Raw genomic sequence first — 23,893 nt, 5'->3', positions numbered from 1 at the left:
CGTTGCTGAAAGTTATCTTTTAAGGTTTTTAGTTAAGAACTTAAAGGTATTAAATTATTAGGATATTTAAATTACATTCTAGAGTTGTTTATCTATATTAAGGAAGGGAATTTTTTAATGGAATTTAACCTTTAATTAGAACTATTAAATTTTGATAAAATATATCTAGGCAAATAAATAATTTTGTGGTATTATTATATTGCATTTGTTAAAGCCCAGATAATCAATTTCTGAAATTTGTGATTAGCAGATTTCTGGGGTTAACGAATGTCTTTTTTATTATGTATTTTTTTATGCTAATTTGATTGATAGAGTCATCTAACTTTAGAATCAAATTTCAATATGACGTTATATAAAGATAGTGAGACACTTCCGTGTCTTAGTTAACAGTGTACAGTTGACGGTTGACAGTTAAGTTCAAAAGCACTAAAACCCCTTAAAATATAAGGTTTTGTCTTTTTACTGTAAACTGTCCACTGTCAACCGTCAACTATGGATATAAAGTGTCTCAATCTACCCATTAAGTTTAATTGTAGATTTTCTTAGCTATATTAGGTGCTTAGTTAACTTATATAATCTCTAGTTATTTGGCTTTGAGTATAAATATTATAGCCCCTGAACAAGATAAAATGTATTCTGTGAGATTACAAAAAAGATTATTAGTTAAAAAGATGTCTATGGTTAAAGTAAAATGGTTTTAAATTGGCTGTAGAGAAAGGAGAAGATAAGTAGATAGGATGATAAGAGATCATAATAAAACACCACTGTTTGATGCATTAAAGGAACATCATCAGAATAATGTAATCCCCTTTGATGTTCCAGGCCATAAAAAAGGGGAAGGGTTACAGGAACTTGCTGATTATGTGGGCAAGAGAGTTTTAGAGATTGATGTTAACTCTATGAAGAGTCTAGATAATTTAAGTAATCCTATAGGAGTTATTAATGAGGCAGAAGAGTTGATGGCTGATGCCTATGGAGTAGACCATGCTTTCTTCTTAATCAATGGGACTACCTCTGGGGTACAAGCAATGATTATGAGTGTCTGTGGTCATGGAGATAAGATAATCTTACCACGAAATGTTCATAAATCTGCAATTAATGGTGTGATCTTAAGTGGGGCGACACCGGTATATCTGACTCCAGAGATCAATTGGGAGTTGGGAATCTCTACAGGAGTATCTTTAGAGGAGGTTAAAAGTACAATAAAAGAGCATCCTGATGCTAAAGCAATCTTTTTAATCAACCCAACCTATTATGGGACTACCTCGGATATTGAAGGGATAATTAATCATGCCCATCGACATGGGATGGCAGTATTATTAGATGAAGCCCATGGTGCCCATTTTGGATTTCATCCTGAACTACCTTCAAGTGGGATGAATTTTGGTGGAGATATGGCAGCAGTCAGCCTACATAAGACGGGTGGTTCTTTAACTCAAAGCTCTGTATTATTATTAAATGAGGGAACGATAGATAAAAATATGGTAAAGATAATATTAAATATGACTCAAAGTACAAGTGCCTCTTATCTGTTGATGTCAAGTCTAGATATTGCTAGAAAGAACCTTGTGCTAAAGGGTGAAGAGATATTCTCTAATCTTTTAAAGCTAGTGAGAAGAGCAAGAACAGAGATTAACAAGATTGCTGGAATCTATGCTTTTTCCAAGGAGTTAATAGGAAGTAATGGTATCTATGGCTTTGATGAAACCAAGCTTAGTATCAACGTATGTCAGTTGGGAATGACTGGTTTTCAAGTCTATGACCTTCTTCGTGATAATTATAATATACAGATGGAGCTTGCCGATGTTCATAATATATTAGGGATTGTCAGTGTAGGTGATACTGAAGAGTATTTAGATAAACTAATAGATGCTTTAAAGGATATAAGTCAGAAACATAGTAGGGATAAGAAGGTTCAATATAAAGATTATATTTTAAAGAGGCCTCAAGTTGTGCTTTCTCCACGAGAGGCATTCTATGCTAAGACAGAGTCAATAGCTTTAAAGAATGCTGAAGGTGAGGTTAGTGGAGAGTCGATTATGGTCTATCCACCTGGAATACCAATAGTTACTCCTGGTGAAAGAATAACTAAGGAGATCATAGAGTATATTGAATTTTTGAAGGCTGAAGAGGGGATACTTACTGGTACAGCTGATCCTTATGCCGATAAGATCAAGGTCTTAATGGTAAATTTACTAGCCACAGGTTTCAACCTGTGGTGATAATGACATGTTACACTACGGGTTAAAACCCGTAGCTAAAACTTAAAGTGTCGCAATACATCCATTAAGTTTCATTTTGAATTTACATACCTATAGTTTAAGCTTAAGTAGGTTCAAAACTAAGACTTAAACTTAGACTTATACTAAAAATTAGGGGTGATTTATATGCAGTTACAACAATTAGGAAGACATATTCTAGTGGAGTTTTATAATTGTAATAGTGAGGTTTTAAAGAGTCATAAGAAGATAGAAGAGTATATGAAGCAGGCTGCAATAGAGGCAAAAGCCACTATTGTACAGAGTGTCTTTCATCATTTTAACCCTTGGGGAGTCAGTGGAGCAGTTGTTATTTCTGAATCTCATTTAACAATTCATACTTGGCCAGAATATAATTATGCTGCTGTTGATTTATTTACTTGTGGTGGTGAGGTAAATCCTTGGAATGCCTTTGATTACTTAGCAGAAAAATTAGGTGCTGAGAAGACAGAGACCACAGAGGTAGCAAGAGGAATGTTCGATAAGATAAAAAGAGAGGCCAGTGAGGAGATGGATTTAAATAACTTCTCACATAAGATAGTAGATTAGCAGTAATGAGTAATAAGTGAAGAGTAAAGAGTAAGAATAAAAATAAAGAGTTATGAAAGCCAGTATTAAAAATAAAGTTGATAAATGTGGAGGTAAGGCAATGGAGTTATGGTATACAGAAGAGCATACTAAGAATGTTAGGTTTGGAATCAAGGTAAAAAAGTATCTCTATACTGGGCAGAGTGATTTTCAAAGAATCGATGTCTTTGAAAGTTATGAATTTGGTAGAGTGCTAACCTTAGATGGATTGATGATGGTAAATGAGAAGGATGAGTTTATCTATCATGACATGATTACCCATGTTGCTATGGCAACCAATCCAGAGATTAAGAAGGTCTTGGTCATTGGTGGTGGAGATGGTGGAACTGTTAGGGAGATAAGCAGATATTCAGCTGTAGAGCAGATTGATATGGTTGAGATCGATGAATTAGTAGTTAAGTCTGCAATAGAGTATCTACAATTTACAGCCTCTAAATTAGATGATGGGAGAGTAAATCTCTATTTTGAAGATGGTGTTAAATTTGTTGAAACTAAAGAGAAGGTATATGATCTAATTATAGTAGATTCAACAGATCCAATCGGTCCAGGAGAAGGGCTATTTACGACTGAATTTTATCAAAATTGTTATAATGCTTTGACTGATAAAGGAATTTTGGTCAATCAAAATGAAAGTCCTTATTATGACCAGAATGCTAAAGAGTTGGTTAGAGCTAATAAGAAGATTAAGAGTATCTTCCCTATCTCTGAAGTCTACCAGTACCATATGCCAACATATCCATCAGGTCATTGGTTATTTGGTTTTGCTTCAAAAGAGCTACATCCAGTTAAAAATTTTGAGGCTAAGAGATGGAACTCTTTAGGTTTAAAGACTAAATATTATAATACAGATATTCATCTAGGAGCTTTTGCATTACCAAACTATGTAAAAGAGATGATAGAGAATGGCTAAACCTGAATTATTAACTACTTTTATTGGGTTAGATAAATCTTATGAAGATGCTGATGTGGTAGTTTTTGGTAGCCCCTTTGATGGGACTACATCCTTTAGACCAGGTACAAGGTTTGCTCCCCAAGCTATGAGAGTGGACTCTTATGGTTTAGAGACTTATAGTCCATATTTAGACCGGGATTTAGAGGAGTATAATATCTGTGATACTGGAGATTTAGAGTTTCCAGTTGGAAATACTCAAAAGGTCTTGGAGATTATAGAAGACTATGTTAGTCAAGTAGTCAAAGATGCTAAGAAACCGATGATGATTGGTGGAGAGCATCTAGTTAGTCTGCCAGCTATTAAGGCAGTTTATAAAGAGTATAATGATTTGATATTATTGCATTTTGATGCACACACAGATTTGAGAGAAGAATTTATGGGTGATAAGTTATCCCATGCTACAGTGATTAGAGGAGCTTGGGAGTTCTTAGGTGATAATAGAATCTATCAATTTGGTATCCGCTCTGGATTAAAAGAGGAGTTTGAATGGGCAAAATCCCATACTAGCTTAAGAAAGTTTGACTGTCAAGGTTTAAACAAAATAGTTACAGAGATTGGTGATAGACCAGTCTATATCACAATAGACCTTGATGTTTTAGACCCATCTATCTTTCCTGGTACAGGAACTCCTGAAGCTGGAGGAATAAGTTTTAAAGAGTTGATGGATGTTATCAAAGAGTTTACTAAGTTGAATATAGTTGCTGCTGATTTAGTGGAGTTATCTCCCCATTATGATCACAGTGGTGCCTCTACAGCAGTAGCCTGCAAAGTTCTTCGAGAACTAATTTTGAGTATGGTAGAGTGATAATAGGATGGATGAGGACAGTAAAAATTCCATAAATTATGAATAAAGACACTTGAAAGCCGATAAGGTGAGTAGAGTGTTTTTATTATCTATTATGAAATAAAAAAGATAAAAATGAGAACGAAAATCAATTTCACGCATAAGATATATTGAAAAAAGTAAGATCAAAGGAAAAAACGTTAATTTGATGTTAAGTATTTTGCTTATAAGTAATTTTACCGAATCACATAACATAATATTAACATTGGATTAATAAAGAATATAAAGGAGGAGAGTATCTGTATGTGTGGAATTGCAGGATGGCTAAATTGGGAACGTGATTTACGAAAAGAGCAAGGTACTGCTGGGGTGATGGCTGATTGTCAGCACAGGCGTGGTCCTGATGAAAGAGGAGAGTGGAGTTCAGAGCATGTGGCTTTAGCTCATAGAAGATTGATTGTTATTGATCCTGAAGGTGGAAAACAGCCAATGGTTAAAACTCATCAGAACAATCAATATGCTCTAGTCTATAATGGTGAATTATATAATACTGAAGATTTAAGAAGAGATTTACAAGCGGCAGGTCATTCTTTTGAAGGTCACTCTGACACGGAAGTATTATTAACTTCTTACATAGAGTGGGGCAGTGAATGTGTTAAGCGCCTTAATGGTATTTATGCCTTTGCTATTTGGGATCAAGCTAGTGAAAGGTTGTTTTTGGCTAGAGATAGGATAGGAGTCAAACCTCTCTTTTATACTAAGCAAGAGAAGGGTTTCTTATTTGCATCAGAACTTAAAGGATTATTGGCTCACCCTGAGGTAGAAGCTAAGCTTGATGGAGAAGGATTATCAGAAATATTTACTATAGGTCCAGGGAGGACTCCTGGCCATGGAGTTATTAAGGGGATTAATGAGTTAAAGCCTGGCTATTCAATGGTAGTTAATCGTTATGGAATTAAGCAGGAGCAATACTGGCAATTAGAGAGTAAAGCCCATGAAGATGATTTAGAGACAACTATTGCTAGAGTAAGGGAATTATTTATAGATACTGTAGAGAGGCAATTGGTCTCTGATGTTCCTGTCTGTACTCTATTATCAGGAGGATTAGATTCTAGTGCGATCAGTTCTGTGGCTAGTAGAGCGTTTATTAGAGAAGGAAGAGGAAATATTGATACTTATTCAGTAGATTATGAAGGTAATGAAGAGAACTTTGAAGCCAATGAGTTTCAACCAGACCCTGATGATGTTTGGATTAAGAAGATGACAGACTATTTAGGAACTACCCATCATTATATTAGGTTAAGTAATGATAAATTGGTAGAGGCTTTAAGAGATGGGGTCTATGCTCGTGATCTGCCGGGGATGGCTGATATAGATGTATCGTTGTACCTCTTCTGTAAAGAGATTAAGAAGAAGTTTACTGTGGGTGTTTCTGGAGAGTGTGCCGATGAAATCTTTGGTGGCTACCCCTGGTATCATAATCAAGATGCTTTAGAGGCAAATACCTTCCCTTGGTCAAGAAAGCTAGCTGATAGGGTTAAGATATTATCTAAAGATTTAATTGAGAGAATTAGTCCTAAAGAGTATATGGATAATCGTTATCAAGAGGCTTTATCTGAAGTTCCTCGCTTGGCTGGAGAGAGTGGGGTTGAAAAGCGCATGAGAGAGATGTTTTATCTGAATTTAACCCGTTGGATGCCAACTTTACTTGATCGTAAGGATAGGATGAGTATGTATACTGGTTTAGAGGTTAGAGTTCCCTTCTGTGACCATAGATTGGTAGAGTATGTTTGGAATATACCTTGGGAGATGAAGAATGTTGGAGGTAGAAGAAAGGGAGTATTGCGTGAAGCATTAAAGGGTCTTTTGCCTGAAGATGTTAGATTGAGACCAAAGAATCCTTATCCTAAGACTTTTGATCCTGCTTACTTTGTGGCTACTAGAGACTGGTTATTAGATATTCTCAATGATAATAATTCACCAATTCTTGATCTGATTGATGTCGATTATATCCGTAAATTGGCTCAAAGTGATGGTGATTTTGATATTCCATGGTTTGGACAGTTGATGAGACTGCCCCAATTATTTGCTTATCTGATTCAGGTCAATGTTTGGTTGGAAGATTATAATGTGAAAATTATTTAGTTAAAAAACTCCCTTTTTGGGAGTTTTTTTATTTACCAAGAGTAGAAGGATACTTGACAGGATATTTTTAGAATACTATAATTAACATAAAACTAACATATAGTTTACACGAGGGTTTGCTCAGGACTTTTGTTGCTTCTTAAACTGAGTAAATTACTTAAAATGGAGGGGATGAAATGGCTCTTACAGTGAAGGAAATGCTAGAAATTCCTGATTTCGATGGTTTAGAGGTGTTGGCAGGACGAGGTGGTTTGGATAGAATTATTTCTGCGGTAAATGTAATAGATGCTCCTGATGTCTACAACTGGATAAGGGGAGGAGAGATGTTTGCTACAACTGGATATATAGTAAAGGATGAACCAGATAAGTTGAAGGATATAATCGTTAAGATGGACAAGCAAGGGGCTTCTGGGTTATTTATTAAGTTGAAAAGGTTTATAGATCAATTGCCTGTTGAAGTTATAGAGGTTGCTGATAAGTTGGATTTTCCAATTATATCTATTCCTTTTGAGTATACTTTTGCTAAGATTATAAGCCCGATATTATTAGAAATTGTAAATGAACAGGCTAGAAAATTATTTTTTTCTGAGCAAATTCATAAATCTTTTACGAAGTTAGTTATTAATGATGGGGAGACTCAGCAAATTATAAACACTTTAGCTGAGTTTATTGATGAAGACATAGTTTTTTATGATATATACTTTGATGAAGTTTATTTTCGTATATCTTCTGATGAATTTGAAGAGAAGTTTAATTCTCTTTCTTTAAATGAGATCTTATCTAGATATAGCTATTACACTGTTGAGATTGATAGCAAGGTTTACGGCTATCTAATAAAAGCTAATAGTGCAAGAGAAAAGAAGGATATTGAATATAATGAAATTGCTTTAGAACATGCTATGACAGTTTTGAAGTTAGATATTCAAAAGAAGATATCCAACTATCAGATAGAGACTAAGTATAGAGATCAGTTCATACAGGATTTGCTCTTTAATAGTATTAACTCTTTAGAAGAGGTAAAAAAGAGGGCTGATTTATATGAGTGGGAATTTAATGATGGTTTGCTGGTTATGATTATTGATGTTGATGACTTCAGGAGGAAATATTTAGAGGCAAAGAAGGATTTAGATCAAAAATTAAGAGAGATAAAACGTACTATTTTTTTAAAAGCTAAGAAGATGATAAAGGATTCTTTTATAGATGTTAAATATACTACTTTTAGTGATAGTGTAGTCTTTTTGATTGGACATCCGTCCAAGGAAGAATTTATGGAAGAGATAAAATCTGTTGCTGATAAATTAAGAAATAAGATGAAAAGAGATATTGAACATACTGTTTCTATAGGTGTTGGGGGCTATAAATCTTCGATAATGGATATAGACAAAAGTTATGTAGAAGCTCAAAAGGCTATAGAATTAGGAAGGATGATATATGGGACTGATTTAACATCTCTTTATGATGATTTGGGTGTATATGGGTTGTTAAAAGAGATCTCTCAAAGTGATTCTGCTAAAGAATTTTATAATTCTTATCTGTTGAATTTGATCCAATATGATAAAGCTAATGATACTGATTTATTAAATACTTTAAAAGCTATGGTGAAGAATGATTGGAATATGAGAGAAGCTGCTAAAGAAATGTTTATACATTATAATACAATGAAATATAGATTCAAAAGAATTTCTGAAATATTAGGTTTTGACTTACAAGATCCAAAGCATAAGTTTAATATTGTATTCTCCTTGAAGTTGTTGAGGTTGAATAAATAGCGTTGTTTTTGATGGGTATTAATTATGATTTGTATGATATGGACATAAGAAATGGTTATATTTTATACATAATGGACGAAGACATAAAGAGGTAAATGTGTTATTATAAATATAACATCAAATTTACATGAAGTTTACATGAAGTTTGAGTTTTTATTGAGGTATCAAACACAAGTTACAGTAATTTATATTTAATAAAGGGCTTAGGTGGTAAGTATTTGTGATGAATTAAGATGTTTAGACCCTAGAGGTGTAACTTGATTTATAAAAGGAGGAAAAAACATGAGAGAAAATGTATTTGAAGAGAGGCAGTATGTTGATAGTTGTCAAAAAGGTGTGAGCATTATGTCAATAAAAAATAAATTGAGTAAATTAAATAAAAGCAAATGTACTCAATTATTTTCTTTAGTTTTATTCTTTGTAACATGGCAGTTGATTTATAAGCTTAATGGAGAATTTCAATGGTTTAATCCAACTTTTTTACCTTCTCCGATGTCGGTTTATAATACAACTGTAGATTATATTGTAAATGGGAATTTAATTCATCAAGTTTATGCAAGTGTAAGGAGAGCATTATTTGGATTTGTACTGGGTACATTGTTGGCGGTTGTATTGGGGATTTTGATATGTCGTTCAAAGTTCATTGATGATATGACAAATCCGATTTTAAGTTTGGTAGGACCGATTCCAGTATATGCATTTTTGCCAATTTTTATTATTTGGTTTGGTATTGGAGAGATGTCAAAGATATCTTTGATTGCATATGCCACTTTTATGCCCCAGCTTACTTATACAGTTGATGGGATTAGAGGTGTTAATTCTAATTGGATTCGTAGTGCAATGAGTTTGGGTGCTAGTGAGTATCAGATATTTACAAAGGTTATTTTTAAATCAGCATTACCAAATATTTTTGTTGGTATGAGAGTGAGTTTGGCTCTAACCTTTTCGGCATTGGTAGTGGCTGAAATGATGGGTGCTAACGAAGGGCTTGGATTTATTATAGTATATGCAAGAAATTGGTTTAAGATGGGTGATATGTTTATGGCTGTAACGATAATAGGCTTGTTGTATACTATCTTTAATTATGTTTTATTAGAGGTTGAAAGTGTCTTATTCAAATGGAAGAAAGATGGAATGAAGAATGCTGTAGAACGTTAAAATAATATTTAAAATTTTTAAACTAAATTCAATATTAGGGGGATAAAAATGAGAAAATTTAAAGGTAAAGAAATCATGTTGTTGATTAGTTCTATTCTTGCTTTGGGTTTATTGATGGTAGGTTGTTCAAGCACAAATGAAGAGGTATCAGAACCTGCAGAAAACACAATAACAATTCAAGCTTATGGTGAGCTTGACCCACAGGTATCAGCTCAACAAATTATTGCTGAAAAGATGGGATATTTTGAAGAAGAGGGGCTAAATGTTGAGAATCACCTTATGACTGGTCCTGATAAGAATGCACCACTTGTTGCAAATGGTGTAGCAGAAGTGGCTTTTGGCTCAGTCTATAATAATATAGCTGTAGCTGCTAATAATGTGAAGGTTAAGGTGTTAGCACCTCTTGCAAATGCTGGAGGGACTCAAGCTGTTGTAATACGTAATGATATTAAATTAGAATCTGCGAAGGATTTGGAGGGTAAAAAGATTGCTATGACCTCTGGAGCAGGTATCTTGATTGCTATTAGAAATATGTGTGAAGAGTTGGGGGTTGATAGTAGTAAGCTTAAATTTATAAATATGCAACCATCTGATCAGCTTGCTGCTTTTAGTAAAGGTGATGTCGATGCGATAGCTATTTGGGAGCCTTGGGTTGGTAAGGCAGTTGATGCAGGTGGTAGAGTCTTATTTAGTGGTACAGAAGCAAATTTACCAGAAAAGCAAGGAGCAGTTCATTGGATTGATTTTTATATGACGGTGCAGGTGACTAATGAATTTTATGAAGAGCATCCTGAACAGACAGTTAAGCTCTTAAAGGCTTTAAATAAGGCGACAGATTTTATAAATCAAAATCCTGATAAAGCTGCTGAGATTATAGCTAAAGAGATTAATATTTCTAAAGAAGATACTAAGAGGATTATGAGTAAAAATAGCTATTCTATGGAATTTAATCAGCGATTTGTAGAAGGTTCAAATACAATGGCAGAGTTTATGAAGGATATGAATAATATTAAAGCGGTTCCAGATTTCTATGATTATGGTTTCCCAACTCCTCTAGAAAAAGCCGATTCATCATTGGTTACGGTGAGTCAATAAGTACTGATTCAGTATTGATTGAAGCATCACAATTTATAAAATTACAAATTATGATGCTGACTTTCAAAAGTGAGTTGAGATTAAATAAGATGGCTGGAGGAATATAAAATGAAGATAGATTTAAAGGAGACTGAGCTAAAGGTTAAAGAGCATTTAGAGAAGGTAGCAAAATTCACCTCTACCCCAGGTGAAGGGATAACTAGGTTGGCGTTTTCTTTAGAAGCTAAAAAGACTGTAAATTACATTAAGAGTCAGATGAAAGAGATAGGCCTTAAAACTTCTGAGGACTATGCGGGTTCTATAAGAGGGAGATTTAATACTGTAGATGATAATAGACCAGCTATAATTATTGGCTCTCATTATGATTCAGTCAAAAATGGTGGTAACTTTGATGGGGTTGCTGGAATTATCTGTGGCTTAGAAATAGCGCGTCTAGTCAAAGAAAATAATATAGAACTTAAATATCCCTTGGAGATAATAGGGTTAAATGATGAAGAAGGAGCAAGGTTTGGAAATGGTTTTTTTGGTTCTAAGGCTATGCTAGGTGGAGTTGACTTAGCTGATTTGCATAAATATAAGGATGAAGATGGTATATCTATCTATCAAGCAATGTCTGAGTATGGTCTTGAACCTGAGCAGATGATTGAAATGTCTAGAGATCCTAATACTATAAAATCATTTATTGAGATTCATGTAGAGCAAGGTCCTGTGCTTGAGAATAATAAGAAGGATATAGGGCTTGTAGAAGGTATTGTAGGAATGCAAAGGTATATTATTGATATTGATGGTAGAGCAGACCATGCTGGAACTACACCCATGAATATGAGAGTTGATGCCATGGAGATAGCTTCTAAGGTAATTAGTGGTGTTGCTGATTTAGCAAGAAGTGAAGGAAATGGGACTGTTGCTACAGTTGGATTTATAAAAAATTATCCTAATGTTATCAATATTGTTCCCCAAAAGGTTCAATTCAGTCTCGATATCCGCTCTAGAGACGAAGGGGCAATTGAAAGGATTGTTAATAAGGTAGAACAGCAACTTGCTAATTTATCTACAGAATATGATACTGAGTATTCGATAGAGTGTAAATTATCAGAGTACCCTGTTGACCTTGATAAGAGTTTAATTAAGGTTATGTCAGAAGTCTGTGAGGCAAAAGGCTATAATTATCAAAAAATTAATAGTGGTGCTGGTCATGATTCTTTGTTTATGGCTAAACATGTAGATACAGCAATGTTATTTGTTCCAAGTCGAGGTGGGCGAAGCCATTGTAAACAGGAGTGGACTGATTATAAGTATTTTGCTAAAGCTATTGATATTATCTATCAATTAATTTTAAATTTAAATAAAAATTAGAATGGGGGATTTGTGATGGGATATCCTAAGGATATTTTAGAGACTAGAGCAGTAATAAAACCAGGATTATATGCGGTAATTCCACCAAATGGACTTGTGAATAATGTAATTCCTGGTATAGAGGGTTGTAAGATTAGTATAGTAGCATCTCCTGAAATGGGAGCTAGTTTTGTACAATATATAGTAGAGGTTCAACCAGGCGGAGGAACAAGTAAAAAATTTGGAGCGAAGAAAGATGTAGAAACATTTATCTATTGTATAGATGGCTGTGGGAAAGTAATAATTGATGGAGAAGAAAAGAAATTTTCGGAGGGAAACTACCTTTACTCTCCGCCAGGAAAAGGTATTGAATTTGAAAATAATTCAGAAGAAGTTTTAAATTTATTATTGTATAAGCAGCTATATACCCCTCTTGAAAAAGTAGAGCCAAGAGTTGTATATGGTGATGCAAATAAAATTGAGTATAGAATTTATGAAGATATGGAGAATGTATATATCAAAGATTTACTACCAACTGATTTAGAGTTTGATATGAATATGCATATCTTATCCTTTGCTCCAGGAGGGTGTCATCCCTTTGTAGAGACCCATGTTCAAGAGCATGGAGCTTATATATTGGAAGGAGAAGGTGTCTATCTGCTTGATAATGAATGGATGCCAATCAAAAAAGAAGACTATATTTGGTTTGGACCTTATGTCTCGCAAGGGGCTTATGGTGTAGGAAGAGAGAATTTTACTTATATCTATTCTAAAGATTGTAATAGAGATGCTAAGTTATAATTATTAGCTTATAAAAATGGAGGTGATTTAGATGAAGAATGTTCTTATTAAAGACTTATATAAGTCTTATGAAAATCAAAATATTGACCGTAATTATGTTTTAGATAATATCAATTTTGAAGTAGAGGATAATGAATTTATATGTATTCTTGGAAAGAGTGGTTGTGGGAAATCAACACTTTTAAATCTACTTGCAGGTTTTATTAAACCAACCAAGGGTGAAATCTATGTTTCGGGAAAGCTAGTTCAAAGGCCTTCTGCTGAGATAGGGGTCGTCTTTCAGGATCATGCTTTATTTCCTTGGTATACAGTAGCTGAAAATATAGCCTTTGGACCAAAGCTTAATAAAGATAAAAATGCAGATAAGATAGCTACTAGACTTATTGATATGGTTGGTCTTAATGGCTATGAAGATCACTACCCAAATAGTTTATCAGGAGGTATGCAGCAACGTGTTGGTATTGCCCGAGCCCTTGCAACTAATCCTAAATTACTATTGATGGATGAGCCTTTGGGGGCGTTAGATGCACTAACTAGAGAGAAGATGAGAATTGAGTTGCTAAAAATTTGGGAAAAGACTAAAAAGACCATAATTTTCATTACTCATAGTGTCTCTGAAGCTGTCTACTTAGCAGATAGAGTAATACTGTTAGAAGAAGGTAAAGTAGGGATGGATGTCAGGATAGAGATCGAGAGACCCCGTGATACCAAAGACCAAAGATTTATAGATTATGTTCAAATGTTCAAAGATAGATTTACTGAACAAGAACTTTTAGAAGTTAATAAATAATGAGAGGAGGGGGGAGATGGAGGTAGAGGTCATGGAAGCTAATAATGAGGTAATTTTTAGGGATAGATTAAGAGAGAAGGTCAGTCAAAATAAGGATGATATATATAGAATTTTAAGATTCATATCGATTGTTGCTTTTTTTATAATTTGGCAGCTTATCAGCTCTATCAATCAAAGTATTGAACTCTTTAATCCTATTTTATTACCTTCACCAGTTATGGTAATTCAAACAGCTTATCATATGTATCTAAAAGGGGTATTAGCAAAGCATCTTATAGTTAGTTTAATAAGGATAATTATAGGTTTTGGGTTAGGAACTGTTGTGGCTGTCTTTATGGGGGTTATATTAAGCCACTTTCAGATACTTGAAGCTTTAATTCAGCCAGTCTTAAATTTAATTGGTCCAATTCCAGCCTTTGCATTCTTGCCATTGTTTATTGTTTGGTTTGGAGTTGGCGAATTTCCTAAGATACTATTAATTGCCTATGCTACATTCTTTCCAATACTGACTTACACAGTAGATGGTATTAAGAATATAAATCCTGTATTAATTAGGTCGGCATTAAGTCTTGGTGCAAATCAGTTTCAAGTCTTTACGAAAGTAATTTTCAAAGGAGCACTGCCAAATATTTTTATTGGTATGAAAGTAAGTTTGGCATTGAGCTTTTCAGCCCTTGTTATTGCTGAAATGATGGGAGCAGATAGTGGTTTGGGTTATATTATAGTCGATGCTAGAAATTGGTTTAGGTTGTCTAATATGATGCTTGCAGCAGCATTGATTGGGATTGAATATACCATTTTCTTTAAGTTGATTACCTTAATTGAAAGATCATTATTTAAGTGGAAGAGTGAAGGTTTAAAGGATGCAGTAGAATAAAATTTATAATAAATAGGGGGGGAAGGGATGATGAAAAAGAAATTCAATTTAACTATCTTGATATTGTGCATATTTACTATGGTTTTATTGACTGGCTGTGGAGGAGAGGAGGTGGCTAACTCTACAGAAGAAGGAGATTTGGAAGTTACAAAAATTACAGCATGGGGGGTTATCGATCCTCAAATATCTGCACAACAGATTATTGCTAAAAAGATGGGTTTCTTTAAAGAAGAGGGCTTAGAGGTAACAAATAAGTTGCAACAAGCAGGTACTGAAATTGGCCCAATGGTTGCAGGAGGGAGTGCTCAAGTCAGCTTTGAATCAACATATACAGATATCTCTCTTGCTTCAAATAATATTCCTATGACTTTGATTGCACCAATGGCCAATATAGGTGGAACTCAAGCAGTAGTTGCAAGTTCGGGACTTGATATTAATTCAGCACAGGATTTAGAGGGACTAAAAATTGGGATGGCACCGGGCTCTGGAGTATTGATAGCCATTAGAAAGATGGCTGATGAGCTAGGTGTTGATATTAATAGTTTTAGATTTGTTAAACTTCAACCAGCAGATCAGATAATAGCTTTGGAAAAAGGGGATATTGATTTAATGGCTTGTTGGGAACCATGGGTAAGTAAAGCTATTGCTTTAGATGGAAAAATCTTATTTAGTGGGTTAAAGTCTTATTTGCCTGAAAATAAAGGTAATGTTAATTACTTGAATTTCCATACAACGTTACAGGTTACTAATGATATGCTAAAATATCCAGAAACACTTAAAGCTTTCTTAAGAGCTCTTGTAAAAGCTACAAACTATATTAATAATAATAGAGAAGAAGCAGCAGCTATTCTATCACAAGAATTAAATATAGAGAAAGAAGAACTGTTAGGTATTATGAGTAGAAATATTTATTCTTTACAAGTTGATGGTGATTTTATCAATGGTATAACAGAGATGGCTGCTTTTATGAAAGAGATGGATAATATCTCAAAAATCCCACAGGTTTCAGATTTTGTAGATTTTAGTCTTTTAAAAGAGGTTGATAAAGATCTTGTAAAGGTTGATTTAAAATAGTGGGTTTATAAATCTTGTAATCAAATAAAGCAATTAGAAGTCTAGGAGGAATAAGGATGGATTTGGTTATTAGAAATGCAAAGGTTGTTAGCAAGGAGGCAACTGAGGTATTAGATGTTGGAGTAAGAAATGGCAAGATTGCTAAAATTGGAAAGATAGATGGGATAGCGTCTAAAGAGATTGATGCTAGTGGTAAATTTCTATTACCTGGTGTAATAGATGTTCATACCCATATCGAGCAACTATCTGGTGATAATTTAACCTGTGATGATTTTTCTGATGCAACATATGCAGCTGCTGTTGGTGGAACTACATCTATTTTAACCTTTGTAATCCAGCAGAAAGGCAAATCACCAATTGAATCTGTTAGTGAGAAGATGGAATCAGCTAAAGAGAAGATGTATATTGACTATGGCTTCCATATTGCCTTTACAGATGTAAATGATAATACAATTGCTGAAATTCCAGAACTTGTTAACATGGGGATAAAGAGTATAAAAGTTTTTATGGCTTTTGAAGAGTCAAATCTAATGGTAAGTGACTATTATTTAATCAAGTTAATGGAAGAAAGTGGAAAATATGGTGTTATTGTCGGTGTTCATGCAGAGAATGAAGATATATGTGTTAATGCTACTGAAAAATTAAAAGAAGAAGGGTCTACGACATTAGAACACTATTATAAGAGCAGACCAGAGATTGCTGAACTTGAAGCAACTAACAGGGCCATTACTTTTGCTGAGTATATAGACTGTCCTGTCTATATCTTTCACTTAACAAGTAGTAAAGCATTAAGCAAAATAGAAGAGGCACAGCAAAGAGGAGTAGATGTTATAGCAGAGACTTGTCCTCATTATTTATTGCTTGATAAAGAAGAGTTTGAAAGTGATGATGCTTATTTAAAAGTTATGAGTCCACCTTTAAGGAAGAAGAAGGATCAAGATGAGTTATGGAAGGCGATAGCAGCAGGGGCAATTAAGATTATTTCAACAGACCATTGCCCCTACACATCAGAACAAAAAGCTGTAGGTAAAAATGATTTTACTACAATTGCACCTGGTATTCCAGGTATCCAAACCTTACTTCCTTTGATCTACTCTAAAGGGGTTGCCAGTGGGAAAATATCAATCAATAAGATGGTAGAAGTATTAAGTTATAATCCTGCTCAAATATTTAACCTAAATAATAAAGGGGAAGTAAAGGTTGGTTATGATGCAGATTTTGTGATATTAAATCCTGATGCCAAACAAGTAATAGATAAGGATTATTTGAAGATGAAGAGTGGTTACTCACCCTTTGCAGGTTTAGAATTAAAGGGTGAAGTTGAAACTACAGTGCTTAGAGGAAAAATTATTTATGATCAGGGGAAATTCTTAGGTGAAAAAGGAAAAGGTATGTATATCAATAGAAAATAAAAGGGGGATTAATTATGAAGATTGTTGTAATAGAACCATTAGGAATTAGTCAAGAAAAGGTAGAGGTGGTTTCAAAAAGGTTAGATCAACATGGATGTGATTTTGTTTATTATGATACAAGAACTGAGGATACAGAGGAGTTAATCAGTAGAGCAAAAGATGCTGATATTGTTATTTTAACAAATTTACCTTTTAGAAAAGAGGTTATTGCAAATTGTCCTAATTTAAAGATGATATCTGTTGCCTTTACAGGTGTTGATCATATTGATTTAGATATTTGTAAAGAGAGAGGAATTGATGTCTGTAACTCAGCGGGTTACTCAACTAATGCAGTGGCTGAGCTTACTTTTGGACTTGCAATAGCGGTTCTTCGTAAGATTGTAGCTTGTGACGAAGTAACAAGAAATGAAGGAACAAGGGCTGGATTATTAGGTTCGGAATTATATGGAAAAAGGTTTGGAATCATTGGAACTGGAGAGATTGGATTAAAGGTTGCTAGAATAGCTAAGGCCTTTGGTTGTGAATTGTTAGCCTATAGTAGAACTGAAAAAGATGAAGCCAAAGAGCTAGGTGTAGAATATGTTGACTTAGATACTCTTTTAAAAGAGAGTGATATTGTATCATTACATGTACCTCTGAATGCAAGTACTGAAAATTTAATTGATGAAAGTAAGATTTCTCTTTTAAAACCATCTGCGATCTTAATCAATACAGCAAGAGGTCCAATTGTAGATAATACAGCATTAGCACAGGCATTAAATCAAGGAAAGGTTGCAGGGGCTGGAATCGATGTATTTGAAATAGAACCTCCTATAGCAACTACTCATCCTCTTGTAGAAGCTAAGAATACAGTGTTAGCTCCCCATGTAGCATTTGCCACTGAGGAAGCTTTGTATACTCGCGCAGAAATAGTATTTGACAATATTGGTCAATGGCTTAAAGGGGAACCTCAAAACTTAATTAGCTAATATAGGGAGGCGGTTTAAATGGTGCTTGAACGGGCTTTAAAATCAAATATACAAGAGATGATTGAAGAGTTGGATAAATTTAATTCTGATCCTAAAGATGGTACAACGAGAATATTATTTACTGAACCTGAACTCAAGGCACGAAATTATATTAAAGAAGAGATGGCTAAAGTTGGACTTGTTATTAAAGAAGATGCTATAGGAAATATTTTTGCTACCTTAGAAGGCTCTGATCCTAGTTTACCTGTTGTATGGACTGGTTCTCATATCGATACAGTTATTAATGCAGGAAAATTTGATGGTATGGCAGGGGTAGTAGCTGGTATTGAGGCTGCAAGGCTTATCAAGGAATCTGGTCAAAAGCATAAGCGTAATATAGAAGTATTAGTCTATACTTCAGAAGAACCGACTAGATTTGGTTTGGGGTGCCTTGGTAGTAGGGCTATGGCGGGAGAGCTATCACTTGACAAGGCACAGGAATTAAGAGATAATCAAGGAAACTCTTTAACAGAGGTTTTAGAGAGTTTGGGATATAATTTAGCAGAGTTTGATCAAGTTCCCGTTAAGCAAGGAGATGTCTTTGCTGCTGTGGAGCTTCATATCGAGCAGGGAGCTGTTTTGGAATCTTTAGAAGTGCCGATAGGAATAGTAGAGAGTATTGCTGGGCCATCAAGCTTTGAGGTATCTGTAGCAGGAAAACAGTCTCATGCAGGCGGAACCCCGATGAGTTTAAGGCATGATGCCTTTTTAGCTTGCTGTGAGATTGCCATGGAGGCTGAAAAGCTTGCCAAAGAATCAGCAAGTAAAGATACTGTGGCTACGGTAGGAAGAGTAGAAGTATTACCTAATGCTTCTAATGTTATATCTGGTGAAGTCAATTTTTCAATTGATATCCGAGATAGTGATTATGAAGTTAAGAGTGAATGTATAGCTAATTTAATGGAATTTATCGAAAAGGTAGAAAAGAAGAGAGGGTTGACTATAAGAGTGGATAAGATTAATGATGACCAACCCACGCCTTCAGATCAAAATATTATAAAAATCTTAGAAGAAAGCTGTGCTGATAAAGGGATACCTTTTCATAAGATGATAAGTGGGGCATTTCATGATTCGATGATGGTTGGGAAATTTGCTCCTATAGCAATGATCTTTGTGCCTAGTAAAGATGGAATCAGCCATAGTCCTAAGGAATGGACTGATTACTCTGATATTGCAAGGGGCACAGATCTTCTAGCTGATACCTTATTAAAACTAGCTAATCAATAATAAAAAAGCTGAGTTTAAAATCTATACCTACAGATTAATCTGTAGGTATAGATTTTTGTTCTATTTTATTTGTCTAAAATAGATGTTGTGATTGAATTAAAAATAATAGATTGTGAGGTGTTTATAAATGTTTGATTTATTGATTTATGGTGGAACTGTTGTAGATTCTGAAAAAATGATTAAAGCTTCTATAGCTGTAAAGGATGGTAAAATAGCTAAGATTGTTAATGAAATTGATGGATTAGAAGCCAAAAAGGTAATTGATGCGACAGATAAAATGATCTTCCCAGGTGCTATTGATTGCCATACTCATTTCAATGAACCTGGCTTTGAATGGCGAGAAGATTTTCTTCATGGTACTAAAAGTGCTGCAGCAGGTGGAGCTACTACTATTATAGATATGCCTTTGCAAAATGAGCCAGCTACTACTTCTGCTGAAATTTTTGAACGTAAAGCAAAGCTGGTACGAAAATCAGCAGTTGTAGACTATGCTTTGTGGGGTGGATTGGTGGATAATAATGTAGATGATTTAGAAGGAATGTATGATGTTGGTGCTGTGGGTTTGAAATCCTTTTTAGGTCCTGTATCGCCAGATTATTCTACAGTTAATTCTGGAATTGTTAGAGATGCCATGAAGGTTACTGCTTCTTTGGATATTTTAATTGGTTTTCATGCTGAAGATTACTCGATTGTTAAATATGAGCAGGATAAGGCTATTAAGGAAGCTCGTTTGAGTATAGCCGATTATTTAGCTGCTAGACCGGTCAGTGCAGAAGTATTGGCAGTAGAGAATATAGTTAGGTTGGCTAAGGAGACAGGGGCTAGGGTACATATTTGTCATGTAAGTCATCCTGAGGTGGCAGAGATAATCAAAGAAGCTCAAAGTGGTGGAGTAAAGATAACTGCAGAGACCTGTTCCCATTACTTAATATTTAGTGAGGATGATTTCTTAGAAAATGGTCCCATGTTTAAATGTGCTCCTCCTTTACGTTCTAGGCAAGCCCAAGAACAGCTCTGGGAATATATCATTAATGGTACGATTTCTTGTGTAGCTTCGGATCATTCTCCTTGTACTATTGAAGAAAAAGAAGCAGGAGCTGATAATATCTGGAAAGCCTGGGGTGGTATTAGTGGTGTCCAGTCAACATTTCAAGTTATGTTTGATGAGATTGTACATCAGCGTAAACTTAGCCCCCAGTTATTGGCTAGAATTTTGGCTTATGGACCTGCTCAGGCTTTTAATTTGTATCCACAAAAAGGGTCTTTGGCTTTGGGTGCTGATGCTGATATTGTTATTGTAGATCCTGAACGTTCTTGGAATATTACTCCAGAATCATTACTTTATAAGAATAAAATTTCTGCTTTTATAGGTTTAAGTGGAAAAGGCTTGGTAGAGCAGACTATTGTTAGAGGAGAAGTAGTTTTTGCTAATAATCAGATTATAGCTAAAGCAGAATTGGGACGTTTAATAAAGCCAAGAGCTGATAGTTGAGATTAGGAAAAGAAAGTTGAGTTTGATAATTTTTGTCTATGTAATTGTTTGTTTTATTATCTTTAATTTAAAATGAAGAGAAGGCAACGTCTTCTCTTCATCTTATTTAACTTACATTAACAATATCCCATAGTACCTAAGACTAATAAGATAAGGATTAGGAATAGAACAAAGGCTTCATCTCCTCCGCAGTAGTCTCCCATTATTTCCACCTCCTCTATCCTTTTGTTATATAATATTCATAAAACCATTTTTTGTGAATTGAATATAATATCTAAGCTAAAAGAGAGTTCTTCTACTATATATTCTAAAAATCTGGAGATAATTTGAGGATTTTATGCTTTTAAATTACTTAAATCGAAGCTTGGCTATATTCAACAAAAGATGTAAGCTTGATCCTTAGAGCGATTAAATAACTTGACAAAATTTAAATATAGCTTTATAATTAACACAATAATTAACATACAGTTAACATGTGGTTATAAGTTTGATATAGAAGAGTTGACGAAATAGGAGGTGTGGTATGAGGGATTCCCATAATAGAGTTATAGATTATTTAAGGATATCGGTAACGGATTTATGTAATTTAAGATGTAAATATTGCATGCCAAGTGCTAGAGCTAAGAAGATGGAGAGGTCTAAGGTGCTGAGCTCTGAAGAGATAGTAAGGTTAGCAAGGGAGTTTATTGCTTTGGGGATAAAGAAGGTGAGAATAACTGGAGGAGAGCCTTTGCTTAGACCAGGTATTGTTGATTTGATAGAGTCTATTGCTAAGATAGATGGCTTAGAGGATTTGGCACTGACTACTAATGGTTTATTGTTAAAGAAGTATGGAGCTAAATTAAAAGAAGCTGGGTTAAATAGGGTTAATATCAGTATTGATACCCTAGATCCTATCAAATATAGGTATATCACTAGAGGTGGTGATTTGAATCTGGTTTTGGCGGGGCTAGAAGAGGCTCAGAGGGTTGGCTTGACCCCTGTTAAATTAAATATAGTCTTAATGAAAGATTTTAATGAAGATGAGATTGAGAACTTTGTTAATTTGACTCAAGAGAAGGATGTTGATGTTAGATTTATTGAGCTAATGCCTATTGGAGAGTTGGTTGCTTGGTCTTATCCAAGACTAGTCTCTAACCGCTTGATTTTGGATAAAGTAAAGGGATTGGAGAGAGTAGCTACCAAGGATAAATCATCACCAGCTGTTTATTATAAATTGCCTCGTGGTAAAGGAAAGGTTGGCTTGATCAATCCGCTTTCTTGTAAATTCTGTCAAAACTGTAATCGAGTAAGGTTAACAGCTGATGCTAAGATGAAGTTGTGCCTCCATTCGAATCAGATGATAGATTTAAGAGAGACTTTAAGGTCTGGAGGAGACTTGCGTTCAAAAATATTGACTTCTATTTATGAGAAGCCTTTAGAGCATAAGTTAGAAGATGGAGGGTTTTCTAGAAGAGATATGTTTCAGATAGGAGGGTGATAAATATGGGGTTTACACATTTTAATGATGCGGGTCGAGCTTATATGGTTGAAGTAAGTGACAAGGATGATAGTAGAAGAACAGCAGTTGCTAAAGGGAGAATAGAGATGGGAGCTGAGACTGTTGAAATGATTAAAGAAGGTGTGGTCAAAAAAGGGGATGTGCTCTCTGTATCTCAAATTGCTGGGATTATGGGGGCTAAAAAGACTAGTGATCTAATTCCTATGTGCCATAATATCCCTCTAACAGGGGCAGATATAAGTTTTGAATTGCTAGAAAGTGGATTGGAGATAAGGGCAGAAGTCAAGACTGTAGGTAAGACAGGTGTAGAGATGGAGGCTTTAACAGCAGTCTCGATAACAGCTCTAACGATTTATGACATGTGTAAGGCTGTCGATAAGGCGATGGTGATTAAGGAGATTGCTCTTTTAAAGAAGACTGGTGGTAAATCTGGAGATTTTATCAGGGGTGAGGGTGATGAAAGAGATAGCTAGAGTAATATCTATAAATAGTAGCCGGGAAAAAGGGGTCAGCAAGGAAAAGGTAGGAGAGGGCTTCTTTAAAGAAGATCATGGATTAGTCGGAGATGCTCATGCGGGTAAATGGCATAGGCAGGTCAGTTTATTAGCTATTGAGAGTATACAGAAGATAGCTGATAGGAGTTATATTGCTAAGTTTGCAGAGAATATAACTACTGAAGGAATCTGTTTACATGAATTAGCAGAAGGTACCAAATTGAAGGTGGGAGATAGTGTACAAGAGGTTACTCAGATAGGTAAAGAATGCCATAATAGTTGTGCTATCAAAGAGGAGATTGGTAAGTGTATTATGCCTAAAGAAGGTATCTTTACTAAGGTGCTGGTCAGCGGGAAGGTTAAAGTTGGCGATGAAATTGAGGTTTTGGCAGATGAAGAGTGATTATACAGTTGGAATCATAACTGCTAGTGATAAAGGATTTAGAGGAGAGAGAATAGATGAGAGTGCTCAGGTGATAAGGCAGATAGTTGAGGGTAGAGGTTATCAGGTGCTAAGATATACTCTGTTGCCTGATGATGAAGAAAAAATTTATCAGGAGTTAGTTTATATGTCTGATGAATTGAATTTGAATCTGATTTTAACTACTGGAGGAACTGGTTTTAGTAAGAGGGATGTGACCCCTGAAGCGACAAGAAGAGCAGTAGAGCGATTAGCACCTGGAATCTCTGAAGCTATTAGGGCTTATAGTCTCAAGATCACCCCAAGGGCTATGCTCTCTAGAGCTATAGCTGGAATTAGAAATGAGACCTTGATTATCAATTTACCTGGAAGTCCCAAAGCTGTCAGGGAGTCTTTAGAATATATTATTGATACTCTTGACCATGGCTTGGAGATATTATTAGGCTATGCCAGTGATTGTGCTAGAGATTAGGATCTTAATTAGATAGGATTAAATATTGAAATAAGGAAAGTGGTGAGATTTCTCTTACTGCTTTCCTTATTTTTATTAGGGGGATTATGTATTGCAAAAATTATGAATAACCTTTTAAAGAAATACAAAGATATAGGTGTCTAAGTCTAAAGAGAAATAATAAAGCTCAAAAGCTAAAGGTTAGCAACGAATTAACACGAATTAAAGAGTAAAAGATTAATTAATTTTTTAAATATTTGGT

Annotated in this window: 21 protein-coding genes; all 21 read left to right on the top strand. The window is 34.8% G+C overall.

Translation table 11 applies throughout. The features are described 5' to 3' along the window. Window positions 1–737: 737 nt before the first annotated feature. The 21 genes from ACTCDL_RS04635 to ACTCDL_RS04535 all read left to right on the top strand — a co-directional run bounded on the left by ACTCDL_RS04635 (window position 738) and on the right by ACTCDL_RS04535 (window position 23,652). Window positions 738–2,222: an aminotransferase class I/II-fold pyridoxal phosphate-dependent enzyme gene (locus ACTCDL_RS04635; protein WP_463174387.1), complete on the top strand. Its 1,485-nt coding sequence runs from the start codon at window positions 738–740 to the stop codon at window positions 2,220–2,222. A 165-nt stretch (window positions 2,223–2,387) separates the two neighbouring features. Continuing rightward, on the top strand, window positions 2,388–2,807 hold the full coding sequence (speD, locus tag ACTCDL_RS04630) for an adenosylmethionine decarboxylase (RefSeq protein ID WP_463174386.1): 420 nt from the start codon (window positions 2,388–2,390) through the stop codon (window positions 2,805–2,807). A 100-nt stretch (window positions 2,808–2,907) separates the two neighbouring features. Then, window positions 2,908–3,756 (top strand): polyamine aminopropyltransferase, encoded by an 849-nt coding sequence (gene speE / locus ACTCDL_RS04625; protein WP_463174389.1) that lies wholly within the window; start codon window positions 2,908–2,910, stop codon window positions 3,754–3,756. Next, window positions 3,749–4,603: an agmatinase gene (speB, locus tag ACTCDL_RS04620; protein WP_463174385.1), complete on the top strand. Its 855-nt coding sequence runs from the start codon at window positions 3,749–3,751 to the stop codon at window positions 4,601–4,603. The genes speE and speB overlap by 8 nt, the downstream gene beginning before the upstream one ends. A gap of 282 nt (window positions 4,604–4,885) precedes the next feature. After that, window positions 4,886–6,727, top strand: a complete 1,842-nt coding sequence (asnB, locus tag ACTCDL_RS04615) for an asparagine synthase (glutamine-hydrolyzing) (protein ID WP_463174383.1) — start codon at window positions 4,886–4,888, stop codon at window positions 6,725–6,727. Between the two features lie 176 nt (window positions 6,728–6,903). Continuing rightward, the gene (locus tag ACTCDL_RS04610) at window positions 6,904–8,496 is read left to right on the top strand and encodes a PucR family transcriptional regulator (RefSeq protein WP_463174382.1); all 1,593 of its coding nucleotides are present in this window, start codon (window positions 6,904–6,906) and stop codon (window positions 8,494–8,496) included. Window positions 8,497–8,778: 282 nt separating this feature from the next. After that, window positions 8,779–9,654, top strand: coding sequence for an ABC transporter permease (locus ACTCDL_RS04605; protein ID WP_463174380.1), 876 nt, complete (start codon window positions 8,779–8,781; stop codon window positions 9,652–9,654). A gap of 48 nt (window positions 9,655–9,702) precedes the next feature. Further along, window positions 9,703–10,749, top strand: a complete 1,047-nt coding sequence (locus ACTCDL_RS04600) for an ABC transporter substrate-binding protein (protein WP_463174379.1) — start codon at window positions 9,703–9,705, stop codon at window positions 10,747–10,749. A 108-nt stretch (window positions 10,750–10,857) separates the two neighbouring features. Continuing rightward, window positions 10,858–12,105 (top strand): M20 family metallo-hydrolase, encoded by a 1,248-nt coding sequence (locus ACTCDL_RS04595; RefSeq protein WP_463174377.1) that lies wholly within the window; start codon window positions 10,858–10,860, stop codon window positions 12,103–12,105. Between the two features lie 15 nt (window positions 12,106–12,120). Continuing rightward, window positions 12,121–12,885 carry a (S)-ureidoglycine aminohydrolase gene (gene allE, locus ACTCDL_RS04590; RefSeq protein WP_463174375.1) on the top strand — a complete coding sequence of 255 codons (765 nt, stop codon included), beginning with the start codon at window positions 12,121–12,123 and terminating at the stop codon, window positions 12,883–12,885. 31 nt (window positions 12,886–12,916) lie between these two features. Next, a complete protein-coding gene (locus ACTCDL_RS04585) occupies window positions 12,917–13,675 on the top strand; it encodes an ABC transporter ATP-binding protein (RefSeq protein WP_463174373.1) in 759 nt (252 codons plus the stop codon). 16 nt (window positions 13,676–13,691) lie between these two features. After that, window positions 13,692–14,552, top strand: coding sequence for an ABC transporter permease (locus ACTCDL_RS04580; RefSeq protein ID WP_463174371.1), 861 nt, complete (start codon window positions 13,692–13,694; stop codon window positions 14,550–14,552). A 27-nt stretch (window positions 14,553–14,579) separates the two neighbouring features. Next, window positions 14,580–15,626 (top strand): ABC transporter substrate-binding protein, encoded by a 1,047-nt coding sequence (locus ACTCDL_RS04575; RefSeq protein ID WP_463174370.1) that lies wholly within the window; start codon window positions 14,580–14,582, stop codon window positions 15,624–15,626. 56 nt (window positions 15,627–15,682) lie between these two features. Then, a complete protein-coding gene (gene hydA / locus ACTCDL_RS04570; protein ID WP_463174368.1) occupies window positions 15,683–17,038 on the top strand; it encodes a dihydropyrimidinase in 1,356 nt (451 codons plus the stop codon). A 14-nt stretch (window positions 17,039–17,052) separates the two neighbouring features. Beyond that, entirely contained in the window at window positions 17,053–18,006 is a 954-nt protein-coding gene (locus tag ACTCDL_RS04565; RefSeq protein ID WP_463174366.1) for a 2-hydroxyacid dehydrogenase, read from the top strand. Window positions 18,007–18,024: 18 nt separating this feature from the next. Further along, the gene (locus ACTCDL_RS04560) at window positions 18,025–19,272 is read left to right on the top strand and encodes a M20 family metallo-hydrolase (protein WP_463174365.1); all 1,248 of its coding nucleotides are present in this window, start codon (window positions 18,025–18,027) and stop codon (window positions 19,270–19,272) included. A 127-nt stretch (window positions 19,273–19,399) separates the two neighbouring features. Then, window positions 19,400–20,764 carry an allantoinase AllB gene (gene allB, locus ACTCDL_RS04555; RefSeq protein ID WP_463174363.1) on the top strand — a complete coding sequence of 455 codons (1,365 nt, stop codon included), beginning with the start codon at window positions 19,400–19,402 and terminating at the stop codon, window positions 20,762–20,764. A gap of 523 nt (window positions 20,765–21,287) precedes the next feature. After that, entirely contained in the window at window positions 21,288–22,244 is a 957-nt protein-coding gene (moaA, locus tag ACTCDL_RS04550; RefSeq protein ID WP_463174362.1) for a GTP 3',8-cyclase MoaA, read from the top strand. 5 nt (window positions 22,245–22,249) lie between these two features. Then, the gene (moaC, locus tag ACTCDL_RS04545; RefSeq protein WP_463174361.1) at window positions 22,250–22,738 is read left to right on the top strand and encodes a cyclic pyranopterin monophosphate synthase MoaC; all 489 of its coding nucleotides are present in this window, start codon (window positions 22,250–22,252) and stop codon (window positions 22,736–22,738) included. Beyond that, window positions 22,722–23,162: an MOSC domain-containing protein gene (locus ACTCDL_RS04540; RefSeq protein ID WP_463174359.1), complete on the top strand. Its 441-nt coding sequence runs from the start codon at window positions 22,722–22,724 to the stop codon at window positions 23,160–23,162. Before moaC ends, ACTCDL_RS04540 begins: the two co-directional genes overlap by 17 nt. Then, window positions 23,152–23,652, top strand: a complete 501-nt coding sequence (locus ACTCDL_RS04535) for a MogA/MoaB family molybdenum cofactor biosynthesis protein (protein WP_463174388.1) — start codon at window positions 23,152–23,154, stop codon at window positions 23,650–23,652. The genes ACTCDL_RS04540 and ACTCDL_RS04535 overlap by 11 nt, the downstream gene beginning before the upstream one ends. The last annotated feature ends 241 nt before the right edge of the window (window positions 23,653–23,893 follow it).

It is taken from the genome of Orenia sp., assembly GCF_055140805.1.
The sequence above is the reverse complement of the archived record's forward strand: the minus strand, read 5'-3'. Positions and strand labels throughout refer to the sequence as shown.

Coding starts and splice junctions, on each gene's coding strand:
- ACTCDL_RS04565 (WP_463174366.1), top strand. CDS start 17,053: ATGAAGATTGTTGTAATAGAACCATTAGGAATTAGTCAAGAAAAGGTA.
- allB (WP_463174363.1), top strand. CDS start 19,400: ATGTTTGATTTATTGATTTATGGTGGAACTGTTGTAGATTCTGAAAAA.
- ACTCDL_RS04535 (WP_463174388.1), top strand. CDS start 23,152: ATGAAGAGTGATTATACAGTTGGAATCATAACTGCTAGTGATAAAGGA.
- speD (WP_463174386.1), top strand. CDS start 2,388: ATGCAGTTACAACAATTAGGAAGACATATTCTAGTGGAGTTTTATAAT.
- moaA (WP_463174362.1), top strand. CDS start 21,288: ATGAGGGATTCCCATAATAGAGTTATAGATTATTTAAGGATATCGGTA.
- speB (WP_463174385.1), top strand. CDS start 3,749: ATGGCTAAACCTGAATTATTAACTACTTTTATTGGGTTAGATAAATCT.
- ACTCDL_RS04575 (WP_463174370.1), top strand. CDS start 14,580: ATGATGAAAAAGAAATTCAATTTAACTATCTTGATATTGTGCATATTT.
- ACTCDL_RS04610 (WP_463174382.1), top strand. CDS start 6,904: ATGGCTCTTACAGTGAAGGAAATGCTAGAAATTCCTGATTTCGATGGT.
- moaC (WP_463174361.1), top strand. CDS start 22,250: ATGGGGTTTACACATTTTAATGATGCGGGTCGAGCTTATATGGTTGAA.
- ACTCDL_RS04580 (WP_463174371.1), top strand. CDS start 13,692: ATGGAGGTAGAGGTCATGGAAGCTAATAATGAGGTAATTTTTAGGGAT.
- allE (WP_463174375.1), top strand. CDS start 12,121: ATGGGATATCCTAAGGATATTTTAGAGACTAGAGCAGTAATAAAACCA.
- asnB (WP_463174383.1), top strand. CDS start 4,886: ATGTGTGGAATTGCAGGATGGCTAAATTGGGAACGTGATTTACGAAAA.
- ACTCDL_RS04585 (WP_463174373.1), top strand. CDS start 12,917: ATGAAGAATGTTCTTATTAAAGACTTATATAAGTCTTATGAAAATCAA.
- hydA (WP_463174368.1), top strand. CDS start 15,683: ATGGATTTGGTTATTAGAAATGCAAAGGTTGTTAGCAAGGAGGCAACT.
- ACTCDL_RS04600 (WP_463174379.1), top strand. CDS start 9,703: ATGAGAAAATTTAAAGGTAAAGAAATCATGTTGTTGATTAGTTCTATT.
- ACTCDL_RS04605 (WP_463174380.1), top strand. CDS start 8,779: ATGAGAGAAAATGTATTTGAAGAGAGGCAGTATGTTGATAGTTGTCAA.
- ACTCDL_RS04635 (WP_463174387.1), top strand. CDS start 738: ATGATAAGAGATCATAATAAAACACCACTGTTTGATGCATTAAAGGAA.
- ACTCDL_RS04540 (WP_463174359.1), top strand. CDS start 22,722: ATGAAAGAGATAGCTAGAGTAATATCTATAAATAGTAGCCGGGAAAAA.
- ACTCDL_RS04560 (WP_463174365.1), top strand. CDS start 18,025: ATGGTGCTTGAACGGGCTTTAAAATCAAATATACAAGAGATGATTGAA.
- ACTCDL_RS04595 (WP_463174377.1), top strand. CDS start 10,858: ATGAAGATAGATTTAAAGGAGACTGAGCTAAAGGTTAAAGAGCATTTA.
- speE (WP_463174389.1), top strand. CDS start 2,908: ATGGAGTTATGGTATACAGAAGAGCATACTAAGAATGTTAGGTTTGGA.